Origin of the sequence: Adlercreutzia rubneri, assembly GCF_009755265.1 — a bacterium.
GTDB classification, from domain to species: domain Bacteria; phylum Actinomycetota; class Coriobacteriia; order Coriobacteriales; family Eggerthellaceae; genus Adlercreutzia; species Adlercreutzia rubneri.
Map to the genome: position 1 here is coordinate 42,071 of NZ_WPOO01000002.1, position 23,145 is coordinate 65,215.

16 protein-coding genes and 2 tRNA genes are annotated in these 23,145 nt (G+C 61.0%); 15 read left to right on the top strand and 3 right to left on the bottom strand.

Features of this window, described 5'->3' with window-relative positions:
- Window positions 1–232 precede the first annotated feature (232 nt).
- The 9 genes from GO707_RS01735 to GO707_RS01775 all read left to right on the top strand — a co-directional run bounded on the left by GO707_RS01735 (window position 233) and on the right by GO707_RS01775 (window position 14,642).
- A complete protein-coding gene (locus tag GO707_RS01735; RefSeq protein WP_157011819.1) occupies window positions 233–823 on the top strand; it encodes an integrase core domain-containing protein in 591 nt (196 codons plus the stop codon).
- 165 nt (window positions 824–988) lie between these two features.
- On the top strand, window positions 989–2,398 hold the full coding sequence (locus tag GO707_RS01740; protein WP_114538864.1) for an ATP-binding protein: 1,410 nt from the start codon (window positions 989–991) through the stop codon (window positions 2,396–2,398).
- A 173-nt stretch (window positions 2,399–2,571) separates the two neighbouring features.
- On the top strand, window positions 2,572–8,565 hold the full coding sequence (locus GO707_RS01745; RefSeq protein ID WP_227069490.1) for an InlB B-repeat-containing protein: 5,994 nt from the start codon (window positions 2,572–2,574) through the stop codon (window positions 8,563–8,565).
- A 60-nt stretch (window positions 8,566–8,625) separates the two neighbouring features.
- On the top strand, window positions 8,626–9,120 hold the full coding sequence (locus GO707_RS01750; protein ID WP_114538866.1) for a hypothetical protein: 495 nt from the start codon (window positions 8,626–8,628) through the stop codon (window positions 9,118–9,120).
- A gap of 760 nt (window positions 9,121–9,880) precedes the next feature.
- Complete coding sequence (locus GO707_RS01755; RefSeq protein WP_114538868.1) at window positions 9,881–10,549, top strand: DUF3800 domain-containing protein; 669 nt, start codon at window positions 9,881–9,883, stop codon at window positions 10,547–10,549.
- Window positions 10,550–11,254: 705 nt separating this feature from the next.
- Window positions 11,255–11,881: a hypothetical protein gene (locus tag GO707_RS01760; RefSeq protein ID WP_147272670.1), complete on the top strand. Its 627-nt coding sequence runs from the start codon at window positions 11,255–11,257 to the stop codon at window positions 11,879–11,881.
- A 77-nt stretch (window positions 11,882–11,958) separates the two neighbouring features.
- Window positions 11,959–12,117, top strand: a complete 159-nt coding sequence (locus GO707_RS01765; RefSeq protein ID WP_157011821.1) for a hypothetical protein — start codon at window positions 11,959–11,961, stop codon at window positions 12,115–12,117.
- A 30-nt stretch (window positions 12,118–12,147) separates the two neighbouring features.
- Window positions 12,148–13,098: an Rpn family recombination-promoting nuclease/putative transposase gene (locus GO707_RS01770; RefSeq protein WP_181869638.1), complete on the top strand. Its 951-nt coding sequence runs from the start codon at window positions 12,148–12,150 to the stop codon at window positions 13,096–13,098.
- Window positions 13,099–13,184: 86 nt separating this feature from the next.
- A complete protein-coding gene (locus GO707_RS01775) occupies window positions 13,185–14,642 on the top strand; it encodes a hypothetical protein (RefSeq protein ID WP_114538871.1) in 1,458 nt (485 codons plus the stop codon).
- A 60-nt stretch (window positions 14,643–14,702) separates the two neighbouring features.
- On the opposite strand, the gene GO707_RS01780 is transcribed toward GO707_RS01775, so the two are convergent.
- Window positions 14,703–15,410, bottom strand: a complete 708-nt coding sequence (locus tag GO707_RS01780; protein ID WP_227069380.1) for a TraX family protein — start codon at window positions 15,408–15,410, stop codon at window positions 14,703–14,705.
- A gap of 73 nt (window positions 15,411–15,483) precedes the next feature.
- Between GO707_RS01780 and GO707_RS01785 the strand changes: the two genes are divergently transcribed.
- From GO707_RS01785 to GO707_RS01805, 5 genes are all read left to right on the top strand, one after another.
- Window positions 15,484–16,170 (top strand): CPBP family glutamic-type intramembrane protease, encoded by a 687-nt coding sequence (locus GO707_RS01785; protein WP_114538872.1) that lies wholly within the window; start codon window positions 15,484–15,486, stop codon window positions 16,168–16,170.
- A 9-nt stretch (window positions 16,171–16,179) separates the two neighbouring features.
- Window positions 16,180–16,803 carry a J domain-containing protein gene (locus GO707_RS01790; RefSeq protein WP_114538873.1) on the top strand — a complete coding sequence of 208 codons (624 nt, stop codon included), beginning with the start codon at window positions 16,180–16,182 and terminating at the stop codon, window positions 16,801–16,803.
- 148 nt (window positions 16,804–16,951) lie between these two features.
- A complete protein-coding gene (gene typA, locus GO707_RS01795) occupies window positions 16,952–18,766 on the top strand; it encodes a translational GTPase TypA (RefSeq protein ID WP_114549720.1) in 1,815 nt (604 codons plus the stop codon).
- Between the two features lie 300 nt (window positions 18,767–19,066).
- A complete protein-coding gene (locus tag GO707_RS01800; protein ID WP_157011823.1) occupies window positions 19,067–20,404 on the top strand; it encodes a peptidylprolyl isomerase in 1,338 nt (445 codons plus the stop codon).
- A 98-nt stretch (window positions 20,405–20,502) separates the two neighbouring features.
- Window positions 20,503–21,294 carry an ABC transporter ATP-binding protein gene (locus GO707_RS01805; RefSeq protein WP_114538876.1) on the top strand — a complete coding sequence of 264 codons (792 nt, stop codon included), beginning with the start codon at window positions 20,503–20,505 and terminating at the stop codon, window positions 21,292–21,294.
- 443 nt (window positions 21,295–21,737) lie between these two features.
- Here the strand turns inward: GO707_RS01805 and GO707_RS01810 are convergent.
- Together GO707_RS01810 and GO707_RS01815 are read right to left on the bottom strand one after the other, a co-directional pair.
- A tRNA-Ser gene (locus tag GO707_RS01810) sits at window positions 21,738–21,830 on the bottom strand.
- Between the two features lie 70 nt (window positions 21,831–21,900).
- Window positions 21,901–21,992: transfer RNA gene (locus GO707_RS01815), tRNA-Ser, on the bottom strand.
- A gap of 260 nt (window positions 21,993–22,252) precedes the next feature.
- Between GO707_RS01815 and GO707_RS01820 the strand changes: the two genes are divergently transcribed.
- The gene (locus GO707_RS01820) at window positions 22,253–23,044 is read left to right on the top strand and encodes an amidohydrolase family protein (protein ID WP_157011825.1); all 792 of its coding nucleotides are present in this window, start codon (window positions 22,253–22,255) and stop codon (window positions 23,042–23,044) included.
- Window positions 23,045–23,145 lie beyond the last annotated feature (101 nt).

Genomic DNA, 23,145 nt, shown 5'->3' on the forward strand with positions numbered 1-23,145 from the left:
AGCCGTGTCTTTTGGTATCTAGGCTATGCTGCTGTGAAAGTGCGCAAGAGATTGTACGTTACCGACGGCGTTCTGGACGCGGAGCAGGTACTGGGAGCTCGCTCTTTACTTCGACGTGTTCACGAAGCAGATCATAGGGCGCGGCCTCACGAAAAGACGCGGCTGGCCGGGCATCTACCACGACGGCCTCGAGCAGGCGAGGGAGGAGATCGAGAGATCCAGGGCGGAGGCCGTGGGGAGGCTGGAGGCGGGATCGGGCGACATCTGCGTGCTGCACACCGACCAGGGGAGCGTCTACACATCCAAGGCCTACAACGAGATCATCCGCGAGAGCAGCATCGTCCGCTCGTGCTCGCGCGCGGGCAAGCCCACGGACAACCCCGTGAACGAGTCTTTGAACGGCTGGATCAAGGAGGAGCTCTTCACGGACTTCGGGCTCTACGACAAGCGGGATTGGGAGGTGGAGCAGGTGGTCGACGACTACATCGAGTGGTACAACGCGAAGCGACCTTGCTGGTCTCTCGGGTACATGACGCCGAACGACTTCTACGACGCCTTCATGGCGGGGGAGGTGGAGAGGCGCGACACGTTCGCGGGTCGCGTGATCGACCCGACGCCGAAGTTCGTGCGCGAGAAGCTCGCAAGGGCCGAGGCCGATGCCGAAAGCAACGCGATCGGCACAAGCGAGCTCCTCTGCTTCGATGCCGGTGTCTACGTCCCTCTAAAGAAAAACAGCTCCAGTGTCTACGAACGCGATGCGGATTCCAGCTCTGGTGTCCACCATTGCCACGGGGAAGATGGAAAAAGTGTCTACGAAGCTTGACTAGTACAAAGAACTGGTAAGCCCGAAGCCATGAAAAGCGGCAAAATCGTCAATTTCTGCAAAATGAAGAGTTACATTATCGTAGAAATCGACCAAATAAAGAATTGCATTATTGAAAAAGCCCAGCTAGAATAGACAAAACGATAGCAGCGAAAGGAGTCCTCCTTGTTTCGCAGGAAGGTCTACGAGTCTCTACAGCGTTGGGCGACCCGACGTGGTCAGACAGCACTTCTCGTGACAGGTGCGCGCCAGATCGGTAAAAGCTATCTGGTAGAGCGCTTGGGTCGCGAGAAGTATCAGCGCCTTCTGACAGTCAATCTCTACCTCGATAAGGCGGCGAAGCGCTCGCTGGCTGAGGCCTCCAATGTAGCGGATCTCATAACACGCCTCTCTCTCATGGCTGACCAGCCCCTCGTTCCTGGCGAGACGCTGATCTTCATCGACGAGATCCAGGAGCTTCCCGACCTCATGACCATGGTGAAGGGTCTTGTTCAGGACGGCCGATTCTCTTATGCGTTCTCGGGTTCGATGCTGGGAACCGAGCTGAAGCACGTGCGCTCCTATCCTGTGGGCTTTGTGACCGAGGTCACCATGTTCCCTATGGACTTCGAAGAGTTCTGCTGGGCGACGGGTGTCCAGAACGAGGCTCTTTCCGTCGTCCGGGACTGCTGCACGTCCCTTCAGGCGGTGCCTGGCTACCTGCACGAAGCCCTACTCGGCTACTTCCGCAGCTACATGGTAGTAGGGGGAATGCCTGCAGCAGTGCAAGCCTTTCTCGACAACGCCGGCAATATGGGACCGGTGCGAGAGGTTCAGGCTGAGCTGGTGGTTTCGTATGTTCACGACATCACGAAATACGCCGGCACTGCGGCTCCAACCGTGAGGGCGATCTTCGAACAGCTTCCTCTTCAGCTGGACGCGCGCTCGCAGCGGTTCCAACTGAACTCCCTAGGAAGGGATGCGCGCTACAGCAAGTTCAGCTTCGATTTCAACTGGCTAGTTTCGGCCCATGTCGGCCTGAAATGCAACGTGGTACGCGATCCGAAGAGGCCTCTCAAGGCCACGGAAGACGCGGGGAACTTCAAGCTGTATGAGTCGGACACGGGGATGCTGGCGAGTCGCTACGACATTTCGGTGGCGCGCGGTTTGTACAGCGATGATCGCACGCTCAATCTCGGATTCATGTTCGAGAACGTGTTCGCCCAGGCGCTTACTGCTTGCGGGTGTGATCTGTTCTACTACATGAACCGCAAGAGGGGAGAGGTTGATTTCCTGGTTGAAAATGCCCGGGGAGACGTAGTTCCACTTGAGATCAAGTCGGGCCGCACGCCCCGCGCCCATGAAGCTTTGAACAAGCTGCTCGCCACTCCGGAATACGGGATTGAAAAGGGCTACGTGCTTTCGCGCCTCAATGTGGAGCAGCGCGATCGTGTTGTCTACCTCCCCTGGTACGTGACGGCGTGCCTGCCCGAGGCTCTCGGCCTGAGAAAGCGCTCCGATGAGGAGGACTCGTTCAGCATAACGCTTCCGTCCCTATCCGCGCCCACAAGAGAGAACTCCAGCGGAGTAGTGTGAGGCTTTTCTCTTTCGCCGCTCACCCCTGAAAATGTACCGCTCGAATAGGGTTTAGAGCGTTTAGAAAGCATTTTCGTCGTTCTTTACCCTGTCATTTGCCTACCAACTTGTTTTGGACACTTCGTAAGAAAGTTCCGAGAAACCCCTGGTCAGAGCTTTGAATCTTGCTGTCGGTGCTGCTGGTGTTCTCGTTCCTGAACGTGACCATGTTCACGGACTACGCCAACGCCGAGGGTGACAACGGGGAGGCGACCGAGTTCGCCGAGCCTGTCGGAGAGCCCGAGGCCCAGGCGCAGCCCGAGGACGAGGCCAACGGCCCGGAATCTGAGGAGCCCGCGGAGGAGGTGAACGAGGCCGAGCCCGCCGCCGAGCCCGAGGCCCCTGCCGTGGCGGAGGAGCCCGAGGAGAGCTATCCGGCCCAGCGCCTGACCGCCGAGGCGGGCGATGGAGTGACTGTCGTCATGGAGGCTCCCGAGGGAGCGCTCCCGGCCAACAGCTCCATGAAGGTGGAGACGGTGTCATCGCGCGCTGTCGAGAAGACAGTCGAGGAGGTCGTGGCTGATGAGGGCAAGAAGGTCGAGGAGCAATCTGCCTACAGCATCACTCTCTTCAACGCTGCGGGTGACGAGGTGTCTCCCGCCAAGAAGGTGAAGGTGTCGTTCCGCAACGCCGGAGTCGACGGCGATGAGATTACCGTCATGAAGGTCGCGAATGGAGCCCGTGCTGTCGAGGTTGCCGAGATTCGGGATAACGGCACAGCTGCTTTCTCCGATACTGCTCCGACCGAGTCTGGCAACGTCTACGTTCTGGTTGGCAAGAAGGCCGAGATCAAGGCTCCCACGGTCGAGCAGAAGACCGTCACCCTCCGCGTCGTATACGAGACGGGCGCGGTGCGCGACGTCATTCCGATAGCGGTCGAGAAGAAGGACGGTGCTTACGCCGGCACCTACAAGCTCGATCTGAACGGTTTCACCGCAAGCTGCGACGCAGAGATGGCCACCATCGACGAAACGGGGCTTGTCTCCTTCAGCTTCCAAGACGACGAGCCGGTGACCATCGTGGTGACCCTGCGGGGCGAGAAGGCGACCTACACGGTCAACCACTACAAGCGAGGCGCCAACGAGGGCGAGGAGACGCTTGCGGAATCCGTGCAGCGGGAGGGCATCGTCGGCACTTCGACGGAGGCCGTGGCCAATACCTATGAGGGCTACACGTGCGAGGGCGTCGCGCAGACGATCGTGACGGTCGAGAACGACGCCGTGGTGAACATCTACTACGCGCCCAACAGCTACAAGCTGAGCTACGAGTCCAACGGCGGCTCCTACGTCCCTCCGGTGCTTGGAGTCCACGGGCAGACGGTTGACGCCATCACCTATATCCCCTACAGCAAGGTTCTCACCTGCGGCAAGACCGTCCATTCACACGACGGCGACTGCTGGGGGCTGACGTGCAAGATTGAGGAGCATACCCATAGCTATACGGAGTCGCAATGGAAAGGTATTCCGCTCTTGGGTGGTCATATGGAGTACAAGGGCGGCTGTTACGGAAGCAGCTGGAGCCGGAATCCGAGCTGTGGGAAAACTGCCCACACCCATGGCGACAGCTGCTACGGCTACACCTGCGGACTCGAGGCGCACCAGCACACCGACGGCGAGTGCTACGAGGTGACCCTCGAGTCTTGGACGCCGACCCCGCAGAAGCAGGGCTACACGTTCGAGGGCTGGTACGAGGACGAGGCCCTGACCACCCCGGCGCAGAACACCTACGTGCTCACCGGCGACCGCACCCTCTACGCGAAGTGGACGGCCGGTCAGGCGCTCTACACCATTGTCTACCTGACCGAGAATGCTGACGACGGCAACTGCTCATACTTCGGCAGCATTGGCAATCAGCTCGCCGAGGTCGGTACTACTGTGACCGCGAACGCGAACTCCGCCAAGCCCTCCGGTCTCGATACCGCGCACTTCACCTTCGCCGAATCGACCTCCGCGACCGTCAAGGCCGACGGCTCCACCGTCGTCACGGTCAAGTACAAGCGCAACACTTATACTCTTACGTCCGAAGAAAAACACGGTGGGAAAAAGCTGACCTTGACAGCTAAATATGGGGCTCACATTACTGATGCCTTCAACAAAGCTTTCAACGAGCCAACTGGAAACGACATCGCGTGGTCTCTTGAAAACGATCAGAGCACGAAAGTCGCCGCAATCGATGTCATGCCCGGTAGGAATGCTACAGTCTACGAGTTTGAGTACAGCTCGAAAAAAAGTCAGACGCTTAGCTATTGGCTCGAGAATTATGCTTCGGATACCACTACCATGTACGACGGTCGTACTTATGGTCTGTACAAAACTATTAATGTGAAATTCAATTACCTGAATAGCGCCGATTTCCCGGATCATACTGGATATATGAGACACGACGCCTATATCGATGGTAGGTCACGGGGCGTTAATTTCGGCGAATACACTACCAGCAATGGCACAACTGGCGATTTCTACTATAACGCCGCGAGCTATAGCCTCGATCTATACGGCTACGAGGGCGTGAAACTCTCCACCAACTCCGTGAAACTAGGTGCTGACATCACTTCGTATCTCACTGAGCCGGAGGCCCCGGTCGACGGCGCGACGTTCGCCGGCTGGTTCATCGATCCCGAGCACACGACGCCATTCACTGGCACTGCGATGCCCATGGGTCTGGCGCTGTACGCGGACTGGAACATGCCGACGTATAAGATCACGCTCGACGGTCAGGGCGGTACCTTCACTGACGATGCGCAGATGCCCGAGGACGTGGAGTACGGCGAGATTATCGGCTCTCAGCTTCCCACTCCCGAGAAACCCGGCTATATCTTCACCGGCTGGGTCACCAGCCCCATCACCGAAGCGCCGTTCGATCCTCGCAAGCCCATCACCGAGGACACCACGCTCTATGCCTCCTGGATGGCGAGCTCCACAGTTGAGTACACCGTGATCCATAAGGTCGGCGGCGAGGTTATCGCTACTGAGAAGCACACCGGTATGGTTGGATCCACGGTTACGGCAAGCGCTCTTTCCGAGGATGCGCTCGGTGAATACAAGGACTACCTGCCGACTCCGGCTACCCAAACTACGACGCTCGTCCGCGGCGAGAACACGATGGTCTTCGAGTACGCGAAGCTCGACGACATCAAGTACACGGTCGAGTACAAGCTCCCCGATGGCTCCATCGTTAACGAACTCACCCAGAAGGACGTTCCCGCGGCAGCTCGGATGCAGGTTGTTGGCATCTCCCAGGAGGCCGCCACTTGGGCCTCCGACAACGGCTACATGTTCAAGAACGGCACCACCCAGGTCGTCTCCGACATGGGCCTCGGCAAAGTGGTAACTTTCGATCTCGACTACCAGCCCTACACTATTACTTATGTGCTGGGCAATGGCGAAACTTGGGAAAACGACTTCTATACAAAGAACGATCTAGAGATCAGTATCAGCAAGCAGCCTACGTGGGAAGGTCACAGATTTGTTGGCTGGAAGGTCGACGGAGTTGATACCAAGGTTGAGCAGATAATTAGCAAAGATCCATCGACTGATCTTTTGCCTCCGGAGTCGCTGGGGCAGACCATCACACTTGCCAAGGGAACCATTGGCGATCTGACGATAGAGGCGTTGTGGCAGATTGATGTCGTTGTAACGGCACCCTCAAAGACTATGACCTATGATGGCACCAATATTATGGTTGCTGGCGGGTGGACTGATGCGACCGCTACGAATTTGCTACCAGGTCATAAGGTGGTCATAAGCTCTGATGCAATCAAGCTGTCTGATGGCTCCAGTGAGATGATCAATGCTGGTGAAAAACTGACCACGCTTGATAAATCCGATGTGAAGATTTATTGGTCTGGTGTAGATGTAACACGTCTGTACAACATCACTGAGATTAAGAACGGTCTTGCTAAAATCGGCCAGCGCGAGGTGACCGTCACGGGCGAGGGCTGGCCCTCCGAGCAGCCCTACACCGGCAAGCCCTACACCAAGGACGGCGAGTACGCCTTCGACAACGTGGTCGCCGGCCAGACGGCCACCATCGGCTACGAGCTCTCGGGCACCGAGGTGGGCCACTACGACGGCGCGTTCGGCGACGACTTCAAGGTCATGGCCGGCGCCGACGACGTGACCGCCAACTACACGCTGAAGACCAAGACCCCGGGCTCCCTGGACATCACCAAGTCCGAGATCGCCCAGTACGTCACCCTCACCCCCGTCGACGTCGTTGAGACCTACGACGGCGCCGCCCACGCCGCCGGCGTGGCCACCGCCGCCGACGCCAACGGCAAGGCCGTGAAGGTCGAGTACAGCGTCAACGGGACCGACTGGACCACCGACCCGGCCTCGATCACCGCGACCGCCGTGGCCGACTCCGTGACCGTCAACGTGCGCGCCTCCGTCGAGTCCTCCTACGAGGGCTACGTCACCGGCACCCAGAAGCTGACCATCACTGCTAAGGCGTACGGTATTAATACAGCCTCCGACAGCAAGGAATACGACGGCACTCCTCTGACAAACAAAAATGCTGAGGTTGCAGGCCTGGTTGCTAAGGACACGGCGTACGTCGAGGGAACTGGAGAGATCACCGACAAGGGCGAAGTGCCGAACTCGGCTGGCGATGTCAATTGGGCTAGCGGCACCGATGAGCGCAATTACATCCACGATACCTCGCTTGACGGCATCGGGGTGCTGACCGTGACCGCAAAGAAGATCGACCCGACGCCGACTCCGACCCCGGAGGATCCGGACGCAGTTGAACACAAGCTGACCCTCCAAGGCCTCGAGAATGTTACATACAACGGCTCTTCGCAGCCGCAGCACGAGAAGATCGTCGTGAAGGACGGCGATAAGAAGCTCGTCGAAGGCAAGGATTACGAATTACGCTGGTCCTCCGACACGACCAACGTCGGCACCGTCCGCGTGACGGTCGTCGGCAAGGGCAACTACGATGGCGAGGACTGGGCGGAGTACCAGATCATGCACTTCCCCGTCACCGTGACGGCCAACGGCGCCGGTAAGACCTACGGCACGGCAGATCCGGCCCTCACGGCCACGGTCAGCCAGAAGCCCAGCGACGGCTTTGACATTGCCTGCAATGTCACCCGCGCTCCTGGCGAGGACGTCGATGACTATGTGATCACGCCTTCTGGTGACGAGATCCAGGGTAACTACCGCGTGAGCTACGTGACCGACATCTTCGAGATTGTCGCCTCCGGGGCCAACGTGGTTACCGTCTCCAACCTGTCGGACGCCACGGGCCTGACCAAGACCTACGACGGCGCGGCCACCTCGGTCTCCCCGACCGCCGCGGTGGCCGGCTCCACCTTCGAGTACTCGCTCGACGGCGTTAACTGGACTGCCGCCAACCCGAGCTTCACCAACGCGGGCACTTACTCGGTGTGGGTGCGCGCGAACGCCGCCAACTACGAGACCACCCGCGCCGTCCGCGCGACGGTGACCATCAACCCGCGGCCTGCCGTCATCGTCGCGAACAGCGCGACCAAGACTGCGGGTGCCGCCGACCCGATCTTCACGGGTACGGTGACCGGCCTGGTTCGCGCCGGAGATCTCGGTGCCGTCTCGTTCGGCCGGAGCAACGCGGCCGAGGGCGTCGGCTTCTACCCGGGCGTGATCGGTGCCACCTACCTGGCCAACCCGAACTACTCGGTGACGGTGGTTCCCGGCAACTTCACCGTCCTGGCCGCTACGGCTCCGGTGATCCCGGCTGCTGTGACGCCCGCGACGCCGGCCCCGGCTGCGCCTGCTGCCCCGGCGGCTCCCGCTCCCGCCGCTCCGGCTCCGGCCGCCACTCCTGCGGCTGCGACGCCGGCTCCGGCCGCCGAGCCCATCGAGGACGATGCCACGCCGCAGGCCGCCGCGCCCGCTGAGGGCACGCCGCTGGCCGAAACCGAGGAGATCGAGGACGAGGCGACCCCCATGGGCGCCTTCGACGAGCCGCACTGCTGGGTTCACTGGGTGATGCTGCTCGGCATCCTCATCACCGCCGCCTACGGCGCCATCGTCGTCCGCCGCCGCCTGCATTTGGCCGACGACGTGGACGACTACGAGAAGCAGGTGCTCGGCATCGAGGACGAGGCCCCCGAGGCCGTGCCCGCCGACGGTCGCCAGGCCCTGTAAGAGACAGCCGCGAGGGGGCGGCCCCGCCGCCCCCCTCCGTGAAGGAAAGGAGAGACTGAGATGAGAAAGAACAACTGGATCGTCGCAGCGATCGCGGCCGTCGCCTGCGGAGTTCTGCTGTGGGCCTGGTTCGCGCTGGGCTTCAACCACGTGGACGACCCGCTGGACCTGGTGGTCGCCGTGGTGTGGTGGCTCGCCGTGGCCGCCGTCGTGGGCGGCATCGTGTGGGCCGAGGGCAAGAGGCGCGAGAAGATGCGCCTGGCCTTTATCGGCGAGGGCATCGTGTACAACCCGGAGGCCGGGCTCGTGATGCCCGACGCCGGCGAGAGCGAGCTGGCGGCGCTTGAGCGCACGCTCGCCGGCATGGCCTTCCCCGACGAGGTGGCTGCGCTGGACGAGCGCGTGCGCCCCGCGTTCCGCTGGGTGGTGCGGAGCCGCAAGTTCGACCGCAACGGCGAGGTCTGGGAGGGCGAGGTCGTCCCCGCCCACGACCCCGAGGCCGAGCCGCGTGCGTTCTCGTCCCGCGAGGACCTGGCCGCCCTGCTGGCGGCGTAGGGGAGGCCCGCTGGCCCTTAGGGGCCGCGACATAGCCAACCGAGAGGGGGCCGGCGCTCTGGCGAGCGCCGACCTCCTTTTCTATGAAATAGGAGGTAATTTCAGCGGAAAGATGCTGGGATGAAAAACTAAACCAGGGGAAGCAGCAAAAACGCCCGAGGAAGGTAAACTGCGTACCGTTCGGGCGTTTGCTGGCGCAATCATACCACAGATTCAGAGAATGGTTGTGACGCTTCCGTGTCGGCCGACGAACAGGAGGCGCCTTATCCCCTTGATGGTCTTCGCGCACCTTCTCAGCTCCCTTTCGATTGCGGCGTCCGGGACTTTTCTCATGCGCCTCGAGTCGAGGACGATGCAGGGCGATTGGTTGCGGGCGCGCTGCACGCGACTGCTGCGCTCCCATCAGCGCGGCCCTGCTTTCCGCACCTTCCGTATCCCCGCCAGCGGCGGGGCGCATGCCTCCGCAGCGCAATGGGGGCGCCCCTGCGACTCCGTCGCGGTCGGCGCGGGGAACGGATCGGGACATTCCCGCGTCGTTTCCGCGGTCGGGATCAAGTAGGATGGCCTTGGTTCGAAGTCGAGACCGGTCCTGACGGCCGAGCCCAGTCGATCGCGGCGCGCCAGCTCCTCGTGGCTTGACGCGAGGTTGCAGGCCGTGATATAAGATTAGCGCGGGGCGCGCGAGAGCGGGTCCACCCATCGGCGGGGAACAGTCCCCGCCTTTTTATTTCTCGGTGCCATGCTGAGGGGAGGGGGTAAAATGAGCGAGTTGAGCGTTTTCGTCGACGAGTCCGGAGATTTCGGGGCGCTCGCCGCTCACTGCCCCTTCTATATTGTGAGCCTTGTCGTTCACGACCAAGACGAGCCCATCGACGCCCAGCTGGGGAGGCTGGAAAAGGTGATGCGCGAGTCGGGGTTCGACAGGTATGGGCCGGTTCACACCGCGCCGCTGATTCGCCGGGAGGCGCCGTATTCCGAGCTCGATGGTAGGCAGAGGCGCCGCATGTTCGATGCGCTCTTCGCGTTCAGCCGCCGCTGTTCCATGAGGCACAAAGTTATTCTCGTCGATAAGCGCTGGTTCGGGGACGGCGATGCCCTGGAGGAGCGCATCGCTCGCGAGCTGGGTGAGTTTTTAAGAGAGAATATTTCTTTCTTTCAGTCCTATGACAGGGTCATCGTGTACTACGATAGGGGGCAAAAGGAGATAAGTCGCACGCTCAGGGTCGCCTTCGCGGCCTCGCTCAGCCACGTCGAGCACAGGGTTGTCGCACCGGCCGATTACGTCCTGTTCCAGGTCGCGGATCTTTGTTGTACGATCGAGCTAGTTGAGAGACGGCGCACCGAGCGCGGGCTCACGAAGTCCGAGGCTGCGTTCTTCGGAGGCGCCGGAAGTTTCAAGAAGACCTATCTGAAGGAGTTCCGCCGCTGAGCCTTCTAGCTTCTGTGTGGGTTTGGGCGAGAGAGAACGGCGTTGGAGAGGGCGGATACATACTCCCCCAAAATCCGGGGCTCGCACCAATTCGTCTTGAACTCGAACCATTCTTCTTCGTGTGGGCGCGCAGCGAGCTGCGTGACGATGTCGACGAGGGATTTCTTGTTGCCCAGCTTGTCCGTACCCGTGTGCTCGCATGCGTCGAACTCGTTGAGAACTTTCGGGATGAGCGCGAAGTCGCTCGGGACGATGGACTGCTGGCCGCGTTCCTGGCGGCGTAGGGGCGGCCCTCGGGTCCGCGAGGGCCTGCGGATCCGAGGAGCAGCCGATGACCAGAGGGGGCAGCGCTGATATGTCCTCCTTCTGTGTCGCTGCGGTTTTGGGGGCATCTTCCTGGTGGTTTGCGACGCGGGTGCGGTCGGCGCGGGGAACGGATCGGGACACTCCCGCGTCATTTCCGCGGTCGCGATCGAGTAGGATAGTTTTCAGTCCGAAGCCGAAGCTAGCGGCGGTCGCAAGGGAAACAAATGAGAAAGATGCGTTTCCAGGGCCGCCTGTTTGTGGTATAAAAGATTCTGCCGGAGGGTCGGAAGGCCCGATGGCTCCAGACTGGCGAGGGTGCTCCCTCGCCGTTTGCATTTAAGGGGGCGTGCTGTTTTGCGACTACTAAGCTGCTTCACCGATGAGGCGGGGGCGCAAGACATGGCCGCCGGCTACTATTTGACGGCGTTGGTGTTTCACGACCAGAGCAAAGAGCTTGCGCAGTATATCGGGCCTTATCTGGATCGCTTGAGTCTGGAGGGGTTGGCCGATATTCCGTTCCATGGCGTCGATCTCATTCACGGCCATGGAGACTACGAGGGAATCTCTCCTGAGAAGAGAAAGCGCCATTTGATCGCGTTTTCCATGTTCGTCCGCACGTTGCCCATTACTTACAGGGTCTTTTCCTACGAGAGGGCGTACACGGAAGATCGCGATCGGCTTGAGGCGCGCTTGCGCAAGGATATAATCGACTTCGTGTTCGACCGTCTCGACGACTTTCAGCTATACGATCGGGTGGCGATATACTACGATGGAGGCCAGGAGGCGGTGACAGCGTCTCTGCACGGGGCGTTCGATTACGCCCTTGCGCGCAGTGCCGCGGTCTACAAACCGCTTTCCCACCAGGAAAAGAGGCTGGCCCAGGCGGCGGACTACCTGTGCACGGTCGGCCTCGCCGAGAGACGCTACGAGCGCGGAGACGTGAGCGCCTCCTACCGGCGCTTCTTCGGAACGCGTAGAAACTTCAGGCAGAACTTTCTTAAGCAGGTGAGACGCAAGCTCGCATAGTGCGATTCGTGCTAGGGGCCTTCGACTGAGACATAGCTAACGACCTCCGCGCGCGGGAAAGGATTCTGCTTGTCGACGTGTATGTCGACTTGGAGGCTCTCGGCGGCACCGAGGCCTACCACGTCGGCGCCTCTATCAAGGATGCGGGAAAGCGCGCCTTTGCGGTAAGCAGAATCGAAGATCCGGAGACGGTGGCGGGGCTGCTCGCCCGTGTCGCCTCGCTGCCGGCGGGCTAGAGGAAGGCCGCGCCGAGGATGCCATCGCGGTTGGCGCGTAGCGAGCTGCGCGACGATGTCGGCTGCAGTGTCCATGGGAACCTCCTCGAGCCAATAGCAGATATCGAGTATATCGTCACCGAAGACGACGTTCGCCCAACACTCACCAATCACGGCGTGCGTCTCGATGCCTTCGTGAAGACGAAAAACGAGATCTACGATATTGAGATGCAGACAACCAAGCGAGAAGACCTCGGACGGAGAATGCGGTACTACCAGGGAGCGTTGGATACGCTGACTCTGCGGAAGGGAGAAGGTTACGAAGAGCTACCTCCTTGTATCATTATTTTCATCTGCATGCACGATCCGTTCGATGAAGGACTTCCTGTGTATACGCTCGATGTGAACTGCTTGGAGAAACCCAGTGCGCGCATCGGTCATGGCTTTCTTTGGAAAGCCCTATCCGCCCCTGCTTGGGGCAAGCTCCCCGAGGGGCGCTTGCGGAACCTGCTACACTATGTTTGGACGGGGGAAGCCGGGGAAGATCCGCTTATGGGCCAGCTTGCCGTTGCGGTGAAAAAGGCCAACAAAAACGAGAATTGGCGGAAGGAGAAGATGGCGTTGCTGACGTTTGAGGAAGACATGGAAATTCAAAGGCGCATTGCTGAGAAAAAGGGACAAGAGCGCGGTCAAATAATCGGCCTCCAGATGGGGCTTGAACAGGGCCTGGCCGAGGGCCTTGAACAGGGCCTGGCCGAGGGCCTTGAACAGGGCCTGGCCGAGGGTCGGGAGCAAGGCCTGGCCGAGGGTCGGGAGCAAGGCCTGGCCGAGGGCCGAGAGCAAGGCCTGGCCGAGGGCCGCGCGGAAGCGGCTAGCGAGGTTGCTTCGCTGATGGCGTTGCTTTTGGGCGCCGAACGGCTCGACGACGCTCGACGGGCAGCTGTGGAAGAGAGTTACCGGGATGAGCTGATACGTGAGTTTGGCATCTCCCAGGCCGAATAATGCGGTTGATGAGCTGATAATTCTGTCAATATTTGGTAAACTTGAATCATCTTTAACGAGATGCTGAAATGGGAAGGAAGCGGGTGATGATCGTGGGAGACATCACGCGGTTTACCAATAAAGGAATGGGTTTGGCGATGCGGGTTTTGGCTGCCGGCTTGGCCGCATTGCTCGCTCTGACATTTTTGAATCTGACGGTGCTTCCCGGCACCGCCCTGGCAGAAGAGGCCGACGGCGTCGATGCGGCTACCGAGCACCTTGTTTTGCCTGCACCCGAGGAGCCCGAGGCGGGATCGAACGTCTTTGTGTACCTGCATTTAAATGGGCCGGCTCTGGATACGGCGAAGGCGGCCGGGTTGGAGGTCAACCGGGAGGGCTGGTTCACGGTAGGCGTCATTGCATTGAAAGGCATTGCAAAACCGAGTGAAAAGCCCTTGAATTACGAGGTTGACCAAACTGAGCTTAAAGCTATGCAAAATCAGATAGGCACGGCTTTGCGGTCGATCAACTATTACCCTGGTGCCCAAGCACTGAGCCTGAGTGCTGCGAAGTGGACCGCCCTTAAGGTGTGCTCCGGAGCGACTGATTATGCGGTGGCAGGGCATACGTGGCACCTCGACGGAGAACTGTGCGATCAGCTGGTGAATTTCGATGTCCGCTACATTGACGCCGAGGGCAACGCACTTGCTGTGGGCGACGTAGATGATCAGGGCAACAAGACCGACACGCGCACCATTTTGGCTGCCGTTGGGTCGGAGATAGCTGCGGACGACCAAATCATCGACATCGAAGGCTACGAATATTCGAAAGAGCTAACTACAGAGAAGAATGGCGGCGAGTCCGTTACGGTAGCAGCTGAATCTCTCGCGCGATCCTCCGTTTCCGGCATGACCTTGGTCTACAAAAAGACAGCCGAAGAGCCGGTCAAGCCCGAAAACCCTGGCGATAACGATCCTGCCGGCAAGCCCGTCGTCCCCGACGATAATGGTAACGGGTCAGTCGACAACAACGGTGGCGTGAAGCCGCCGGCGCCTTCCGACAACGAAACCCCGAAGGTGCCAAGCATCAAGGTTCCCGCGCCGCCCACACCTCAGCAGTCGCAGAGCAATGCCCAGAATAACGACACCGCCACCGGTGCCAACGGCGGTGGGTTCAATGCGGGCGAGCGCACGGCTGTGTCCGAGCCCGCGCCCCAGGCCGCTCCCGCGAAGGTCGAGCTTGCCGAAACGACTTCTGCCGAGCAGCCTGCAGCCGAGACGGTTTCCATCGACGATGATGCAACACCGATGGTTGCTCGAGTCGGCGGCGCCGAAGCCATTGCCGAAGAGGAGGTTCCCATGGGGGCCTTCGACGCTCCGGTTGATCCGGCTCCTTGGGTCGCGGGTCTGGGGGCTATTGGAACGGCGCTGTGGGGCGTTATCGCCGTGCGCCGACGTCTCGTGATGGCGCAGCGGCTGGCGTCTTTCGAGGGCCAGGTGCTGGGCAATAGTGCTGTCGAGGCTGATGCCGTCGCCGTTCCGAATGCCGGGCATCAAGCGCTTTAGCCTTGCTTTAAAGGGAGCGCTTCTAAAGGACCGCCGCGCCCTCAGGGTTTGGCGTTTCAGCTAGAGAGCAAGCGCTTGCGCCAGCGCCCACAGTGCTAGAAGATGCCCAGGGTAGTACCCATAGAAGAACCATTTCAACGGTCGGCCTCGCTGGCCGTTGTAGTTCAGCATGAGCGCTGTTGCCAACCCGAACCCAACGGTGTAATAGCCGAGTACGCCTAGGCTTAGCAGCGCAGGATCGCTGACTGCCCATGAAAGAGCCGGCAGCCCTAGGCTCAAAAAAGGTACGAGCATCGCGAGCGCTACCCCGCGCGGCCGATCGTGAAAATGCCAGAAAAGCAGAATCATAAGCGGGCCGATAATGCCCCAGTCGCAAAAGGAACTGACGGCCAGCTCTCCAAGGAGGCCCAGCGCGCATAGGACAAGGTTCTGCCGCTGGTGGTCGACAAGCCACAGCATCCCGAGCCCGATAAGCAGGGTGATGAGCACGTTACCCGTCGCTCCGAACAGCAGCGAATAGGGAATTTGCGAGACAACCGCGAACACGGCGAGTCGCTCTGCATAGCGTCGCACGCTGGAGGTGTGTCGATACCCCTCGCACAGCAGATACGCCATAATGGGGAAGGTGAGGCCGCCCAAAGAATACAAAGCGACCATGGCGCCCCCTGGCAGCTCGCTGCCGAACACGTTGGCAACATGGTTGCACGTCATGCCCACGATAGCTGCCACCTTCAACACAAAGGCGGTAACGGGGGGCATAGGCTTCATGGGGATCCTTTCGCGAGGCCGGCTGAAAGGTGCCGGCGCAGTCAAAGAGGCGCACCTATTATAATGATGCGCCATGGGAAATACCAAAATCATACCGTGTGGCTTTGGGCCTGTGCTCGTCTTGGTGCTGCTCGCCGGCGTCGTGGGCGGCCTCGGTCAGTGGTGGGCCGACGGGGGTTCGCAAGCAGTGCAGCTGGCGCGCTGTGGCGCATTGCTTGCCGAGGCTTGGGAGGCGGCGGTGGTGGAAGAGGTGCTTTTCCGCGGCGTGTTGTTGTGGGCATGCCTGTCTTGGGCGCGTCGCCGGAATGAAGCATACCCAAGAAGAGCGCCGCGCGCTCATCGTCATCGGTTCGCCGGCTTACGCGCGGTCGTTGATCCCGTCGGTTTCGCGGTAATGGCGAGTTCCCTCATATTCGGATTGGCCCACCTGTTCCCTGAAGGATCGCTGATGGCGCCAGGAGCCGACATTGGTGTTGCTGCGATCCAGGGCGTTCTCAAGGTGACGCAGTCGACGTTGTTCGGGGCTGTCATGGCGCTGCTCGTCGTTCGTAGTCCCTACGGCTCGCGTCCTTTCCCGCAGCGGGCGCTTTCCCTGATGGCCCCCGTAATCGTTCACGGCCTTTTCGATCTGCTGTTCTGGGGCCCCCTTTTGCTGACAGGCGGCGTGCTGCCCTCTACCTACCTCACGGGCAATCCGGCCGATCTCGTACCTTTGGTGATCACAACGGTTCTGCTGGCATGGGCCGTAAAATCATGTTAGGCTTTGCCCATGAACAGAACTGAAGCCCTGCATATACTCGGCCTGGAAGACGACGCCACGGCCGACGACATCAAAATCGCCTATCGCGAGACGGTGCAGATTCTGCACCCGGACAAGTTCGCGGGCAATGAGAAGCTGCAGAACCGCGCCACGGAGCAGTTCAAGCGCCTGCAAGAGGCTTACGACCTGCTGTCTTCGGGCGCAGGCGGCGGCCGTGGCGGCCGCGGTGCGCGCTCCGGCAGCTCGTCCGGCGCATCCTCCTCATCCGGCGCCGCGCGTGCCTGGACCGAAGTCGAAGACGGTGTGGAAGTGGAATACCTCACCGAGGCCGAGATTAAGGCGCGCCTTGCTGGCATCGCCGCCGCCCGCGCCCAGCTGGTGGCCCAGCGCGACACCGTCTCCGACGAGCGCCGCAACGGCCTGGCCATGGCGGCCATTGGCGCGGTGGCCACGCTGCTCACCATCCGGCGGCCTTTCGGCATCCTCGGCATGATCGCCGCCGTCGCCGGCACCGCCACGGTGTGGGGCATCATTCAGTTTCTCGGCGCCCAGCGCAACCTCAACACGCTGAACGAGCATCTGGCGAAGCTCACCGAGGAACGCAAGGAGTACGAGGCTCTCCTCGAGGAGTAGTTGCTCCCGCCGTCTCGTCCGGCCGTGCGCATCGTACCCCTTCTGCCGCGCCCGTTTGTCGTCCCGGTGCCGTCTGCGGCCATTTCCCGCTATTGCCCCCGCAAAGCGCTATAATTTCTGCGCCCAAAAACGAACCGAAAGAAGATTCATGAAGCAAGAGAACATCCGCAACGTCGCTATCATCGCCCACGTCGACCACGGCAAGACCACTCTCGTAGACCGTCTTCTGTGGGCCTCCCACGTTTTCCGCGAGAACCAGCAGGTGGAAGAGCGCGTCCTCGACTCCAACGATCAGGAGCGCGAGCGCGGCATCACCATCCTTTCCAAGAACATCTCCATCACCTACAAGGACGTGAAGATCAACGTCATCGACACGCCGGGCCATGCCGATTTCGGCGGCGAGGTTGAGCGCGTGCTCAACATGGCCGACGGCGCCCTGCTCATCGTGGACGCCTACGAGGGCCCTAAGCCCCAGACCCGCTTCGTGCTGTCCCACGCGCTCGAGCGCGGCCTGCGCATTGTAGTGGTCGTGAACAAGATCGACCGCCCCAACGCCGATCCGGAGGGTGCCGTGGACAAGGTCTTCGACCTCATGGTGGAACTGGGCGCCAGCGACGAGCAGCTCGACTTCCCCGTGGTGTACGCCTCGGCTGTGAACGGCTACGCGCGCCTCGATCCCGACGACGGCAACATGGACATGGTGCCGCTGCTCGACACCATTCTGGACGAGATTCCCGCCCCCGACGTGGACATCGACGGCCCGGTTGCTCTGCAGATCTGCACCGTGGACCACTCCAGCTACGAGGGCCGTATCGGCGTGGGCCGTCTGTCCTCCGGCACGTTGCACGAGAAGGAGCAGGTGCTCGTCGTGAAGCCCGACGGGGCCGAGCGCCGCGCGCAGATTCGCAAGGTGTATACCTTCGAGAACCTGGGCAAGGCCGAGGTCACCGCGGCTGATGCCGGCGATATCGTGGCCGTCATCGGCATCGAGGATGCCGACATCGGCGACATCATCACCGACCCGGAAAGCCCCGTCACCGAGATGGCCCCCATCGCCGTGGAGGAGCCCACCATGGCCGTCGTCTTCGAGGCGTCCACGAGCCCCTTGGTGGGTCGCGAGGGCGAAATCGTCGGTGGCCGCCAGCTGAAGGAACGCCTCATGCGCGAGAAAGAGAGCAACATCTCCATGCGCATCAACGAGCTGGAGGACAAATCCGGCATCGAGGTGGCCGGCCGCGGCGTGCTGCACCTGTCCGTGCTCATGGAGACCATGCGCCGCGAGGGCTTCGAGTTCCAGGTGGGACGCCCCCGCGTGGTGTACAAGACCGCTGAGGACGGCACGAAGCTCGAGCCCATCGAGGAGGCCACGGTGGACGTGCCCAACGAGTACGCGGGCAAGGCCATCGAGGTCATGGGCACCGCCGGCGGCATCATGGAGCACATGGCCTCCGACGAGACCATGACGCACCTCTCCTTCTCCATTCCCTCGCGCGGCACCATGGGCCTGAAGACGCGCATCCTGAACGCCACCCACGGCGAGGCCATGCTGTTCCACCACTTCAAGGAGTACGGCCCCTACACTGGCGAGATGGCCGGGCGCAAGAACGGCGGCATGATCGCTATGTCCACCGGCAAGGCCGTGGCCTACGCGCTGGACACGCTGCAGGAGCGCGGGCGCCTGTTCGTGGCGCCGGGCGACGACTGCTACGAGGGCATGATCGTGGGCGAGTCCGCCAAGGAAGGCGACATGGTGGTGAACGTCGAGAAGACGAAGAACCTGGGCAACCAGCGTTCCAGCTCGGCCGACAAGGCCATCCAGCTGACGCCGCCCATCACCTTCACCTTGGAAGAGGCTCTGGAATACATCGAGGACGACGAGCTGGTGGAGGTCACTCCGCAGTCCGTGCGCCTGCGCAAGCGCCTGCTTTCCGCCACCGACCGCAAGAAGGCGAAGAAGAACTAACCCGTACCTTATGGCCGAGCCACATACCTACCCGTAGGGGGCGACCTTGGTCGCCCCCTTTCTGTATGGGAAATTGCGTGAATCAAAATATCCGAATATGACCCAATTCATAAGCTTTGAAGTGGGATTTCTTCCTCGTTCTCATTGACGTACCGTGAATCAAAAGTGGGCAAATTGTGCGGCGGTTGTTACCGTGCCGTCATGCGTGGGAAAATGCCTTTTGAACTTATCGGGGACTGTCTCAAAACGCCATCGTGAATTGAACCTCGGCCGTCCCCGTTGCCTATGAGGAAGGTGCTTATGAAGAAGCTGTCTTTTGCGAAATCGCTTGCTTCCGTTGGTTTGGCGGCTGTGTGCGCCCTGGGTATCGTCGGGTGCTCCGAGCAGACCAGCGATACGCCCACCTATACGGGCGGTGTCGCGGCCACGGTCAACGGGGTGGAGATTCCCGAGGACAAGGTTACCCAGGCTATCCAGGACATTCGCGCCCAGATGAGCCTTACCGATGAGGACGCATGGGGCAAGTGGCTTGCCGAGAACGACTACACGCCCGAGTCGGTGCGCGAGGAGATAGTGAACTCTTATGTCGATCAGGAGCTCGTGAAGCAGGGCGCCGATTCCGAGGGAATCACGGCGGATTCCGCCCAGGTCGATCAGTACGTGGAAACCATGCGTGGCCACTATGACTCCGATACCGCTTGGGCAGAGGCGCTGGAGGCCGTGGGCATGACCGAGGACGAGTACCGTGACAATATCTCGCTGTCGCTGGTGTCTCAGCAGCTGCAGCAGAAGGTGGGCGAGGGCGCTGCTGAGCCGACCGACGAGGAAGTGCTTGAGAGCGCCAAGACTTACGTGAGCTCTTACGACGGCGCGAAGAAGTCTTCCCACATCTTGTTCGAGGCCTCCGATGAGGCTCAGGCCCAGGAAGTGCTCGACAAGATTAATGCGGGCGAGCTTGATTTCGCGACGGCGGCCGAGTCCTATTCCAAGGACACCGCTTCCGCTGCCGAGGGCGGCAATGTGGGTTGGGATCGTCTTTCGAACCTGGTGACCGAGTACACCACGGCGCTCGCCGACCTGAACAAGGGCGACGTGAGCGGGCTGGTGACCAGCACCTATGGCATTCACATCATTCAGTGCACCGATGTGTTCGAGGCCCCCGAGGAGCTGACGAGCCTCGATCAGCTGCCGACCGAGTTCCAGGACTCCATCCGCGCCATGCTGCAGTCTTCCAACCAGTCCAACGCGTACTACTCGTGGCTGGAGGAGCAGCGCAACGCCGCCGACGTTCAGATCAACGACATGCCCGAGGGGCTGCCCTACTGGGTCGATATGGCGAACTACTCCAAGACGGAGACCTCCACGGATGGCACGGGTGTGACGGCCGTCGATGCCGATGGCAACCCCATCGTGCTGGATGAGGAAACCGCCGAGGGCGAAGGCGAGGGCGCTGAGGCTCCCGTAGCCGAGGGCGTCGACGAGGGCGCTGAAGGTGCCGAAGATGCCGCCGCGGCCGCTGCCGATGAGGCTGCTGCCGATGCTGAGGGCGCCGCACCTGCTGGCGATGACGCCGCCGCCGAGCAGCCGACCGAGGGTGCCGCCGATGGTGCCCAGCCGGCTGAGGGAGCTGCCGAGTAAGGCGACGCTCCCGCCGCTGCGAGGACGTCCTTGCGAATGAGAGAAGAACGAAGCGCCCGCGCATCCGTGCGGGCGCTTTCTTGTTGGAGGAGAAAGCCATGACGGACCTGTCGCCGCTGCTGCGTATCCGCGACGCCCATGTGCGCCGCGCGGGCCGCGAGATTCTCGCGGTGGATGAGTTCTCCCTTGCCGAGGGAGAATCGGCGGCACTGCTGGGACCCAACGGCTCGGGGAAGTCGACCTTCATCGGCCTCATTACCCGCGAGATACACCCGCTGCACCGCGATGAGGCGCCCGTGCTTTTTCGGGGCGATGCGCGCGTCACCTTGGCCGACATCAAGCGAGCGCTGGGCGTGGTGTCGTCCACGATGCAGGATCAGATTCGCGTGCATGTGCCGGCCCAGGATATCGTGGCCGGCGGCTTGTTCGGCTCGCTGGGGATACCCCAGCGCTGCACGGTAACCGACGGCCAGCGCGCTCGCGCCCGGGCAATCATGAGCGAGCTGGGCATCGGCGACTTGGCCGAGCGGGATATTCTCACGCTATCCACGGGCCAGGCGCGGCGCGTGCTCATCGCCCGGGCGCTCGTGCACGACCCGGACGTCCTCATCTTCGACGAACCCTGCACGGGACTCGACCCCGAAGGAATGTACTATGTTCGGCAAACGATGAGCGCTCTCGCCCGCGCCGGCCGCCCGGTGCTGCTGGTTACCCATTATCCCGAGGACATTGCCCCGGAAATTCAGCGGCTGCTGCTCGTGCGCGACGGTCGTATCGTGGCTGACGGCCCTAAGGAGGCGCTGCTCACCAGTGAGACCATGAGCGGCCTGTTCGGCGTCCCCTTGGAAGTGGTGCGCACTCGCGATCGTTACAGCCTCGTGGACTGCTAGGTCGTGGACTGCTAGCGCTGCGCCGCATTTTCCTTCGAAGAGCTTCAATGAATTGTGTACGGCGCATCCTATGGTTGAGGTTCCCCCTTGCGTTTTCCTCCAAACCGTAGCACGGGGCGCCATTTTGGCAGCTGGGTTCGGCCCCCCTGTAGCACGGGGCGCCATTTTGGCAGCTGGATTCAACGTGAGCGACAGAAAGGGCGGTCGTGCTACGGTGTAATCTAGAGTTAACAAATAGTCACAAACAGCTGAACTGGGGAAACTCGAAAGTTGTCAAAGTTAGCAGAAGCAAACTCCGTAGCACAAGGCGGAATAATGTCGTATTGGCGGCAGCGCTGCGGCAAAAAGGGGCTCCGTGCTACGGATTGCGTTAGCGACGACACCAGCGCCAGCGTAAACAGAGAGAAAGGGGCCTGGATACGGGAGTATATCGGAACCGAAAATGGCGGAGGAGGAGGGATTCGAACCCTCGTCACCGGGAGCACCGGTGAAACGGTTTTCGAGACCGCCGCATTCAACCACTCTGCCACCCCTCCGCAGGGGCGATGCGCCGCCTAAAGGGGCGCCATATCAAAGCGAGCCTGGAAGAGGCTCGCGGGATAAGTCTGGCGGAGAGATGGGGATTCGAACCCCAGATACCCTTTTGGGGCATACACGATTTCCAATCGTGCTCCTTCGGCCAGCTCGGACATCTCTCCGCATAGCGTCTGCCTCACGAACGTGAAGCGTCTTAGAAGTATAGCGCAGCTGCGCTGCGGTCTCAAGAGGTTTTTTCGTGTGGAGGCTTTCGCCGCAACGGTTCGGCGGATCTTGCGAGGGATGATCCAAGACGCACCTCATCGTCGAGGATGGCTAACCGTTAAACCTTCGGATTCCCCAGTGAGCCTCCATTGTCCGTTTATCTCACGGAGGAACTGCGTACAATAGGCAAAAAGCGTGCTTGTCAAAAGGAACCGCTATGCCCGTCATTGATGCCCATTCCCACATTTATCCCGACAAGATCGCCTGCAAGGCTTCCTCGGCCGTGGGCGATTTCTACGGCGTCGACATGAACGCAAAGAATGCTTCGGCGTCCTCGATGCTCGCGGCGTGCGAAGGCTCGCCCATCACCCATCACCTGGTGCATTCCGTGGCCACGACGCCCGGGCAGGTGCCGATCATCAACGACTTCATCGCCGAGCAGTGCCGCGCCCACGACAACTTCGTTGGCTTCGCTACTATGCACCAAGATTTCGAAGACGTGGAAGGTGAGATCAACCGCGCCATTGATCTGGGACTGAAGGGCGTGAAGATCCATCCCGACACCCAGAAGGTGAACATGGACGACCCTCGGCTCATGCGCCTGTACGAGGTCATCGAGGGCCGGCTGCCCATCGTCATCCACACCGGCGACTATCGTTACGACTTCTCGCATCCGCGCCGTCTGAAGCGCATCCTGCACACGTTCCCGAACCTGGTGGTGGACGCGGCCCACTTCGGCGGCTGGTCGGTGTTCGATTACGCCCTCGAGTATTTGGAAGACGAGAACTGCTACGTGGACACGTCCAGCGCCCTAGAGTTTCTGGGCCCGCGCCGCACCGTGGAGCTGGTGCGCGCCTACGGCGTCGAGCGCGTGATGTTCGGCAGCGACTTCCCCATGTGGAGCCCCGTGACCGAGTACAACATGCTGGCCGCCATGCCTTTCACCCAGGAAGAGTTCGAAGCCATCACCTGGCACAACGCCGAGCGCTTTATCGGCCAGGAAATCTAGAAGGCTCCCAGGTACCGCAAGGGGTCGTCTTGGACCTCTCGTATATCTCGCTGAACGACAGACGGAGAACCCTTTGCCCTTGGGGCTGTAGGGTTCTCCGT

What these genes read in the sequence shown, in the direction of transcription:
- GO707_RS01780 (WP_227069380.1), bottom strand. Translation starts at nt 15,410, where the DNA reads ATGAAGCCTATGCCCCCCGTTACCGCCTTTGTGTTGAAGGTGGCAGCT.
- GO707_RS01805 (WP_114538876.1), top strand. Translation starts at nt 20,503, where the DNA reads ATGACGGACCTGTCGCCGCTGCTGCGTATCCGCGACGCCCATGTGCGC.
- GO707_RS01785 (WP_114538872.1), top strand. Translation starts at nt 15,484, where the DNA reads ATGGGAAATACCAAAATCATACCGTGTGGCTTTGGGCCTGTGCTCGTC.
- GO707_RS01820 (WP_157011825.1), top strand. Translation starts at nt 22,253, where the DNA reads ATGCCCGTCATTGATGCCCATTCCCACATTTATCCCGACAAGATCGCC.
- GO707_RS01790 (WP_114538873.1), top strand. Translation starts at nt 16,180, where the DNA reads ATGAACAGAACTGAAGCCCTGCATATACTCGGCCTGGAAGACGACGCC.
- typA (WP_114549720.1), top strand. Translation starts at nt 16,952, where the DNA reads ATGAAGCAAGAGAACATCCGCAACGTCGCTATCATCGCCCACGTCGAC.
- GO707_RS01750 (WP_114538866.1), top strand. Translation starts at nt 8,626, where the DNA reads ATGAGAAAGAACAACTGGATCGTCGCAGCGATCGCGGCCGTCGCCTGC.
- GO707_RS01755 (WP_114538868.1), top strand. Translation starts at nt 9,881, where the DNA reads ATGAGCGAGTTGAGCGTTTTCGTCGACGAGTCCGGAGATTTCGGGGCG.
- GO707_RS01800 (WP_157011823.1), top strand. Translation starts at nt 19,067, where the DNA reads ATGAAGAAGCTGTCTTTTGCGAAATCGCTTGCTTCCGTTGGTTTGGCG.
- GO707_RS01760 (WP_147272670.1), top strand. Translation starts at nt 11,255, where the DNA reads ATGGCCGCCGGCTACTATTTGACGGCGTTGGTGTTTCACGACCAGAGC.
- GO707_RS01775 (WP_114538871.1), top strand. Translation starts at nt 13,185, where the DNA reads ATGATCGTGGGAGACATCACGCGGTTTACCAATAAAGGAATGGGTTTG.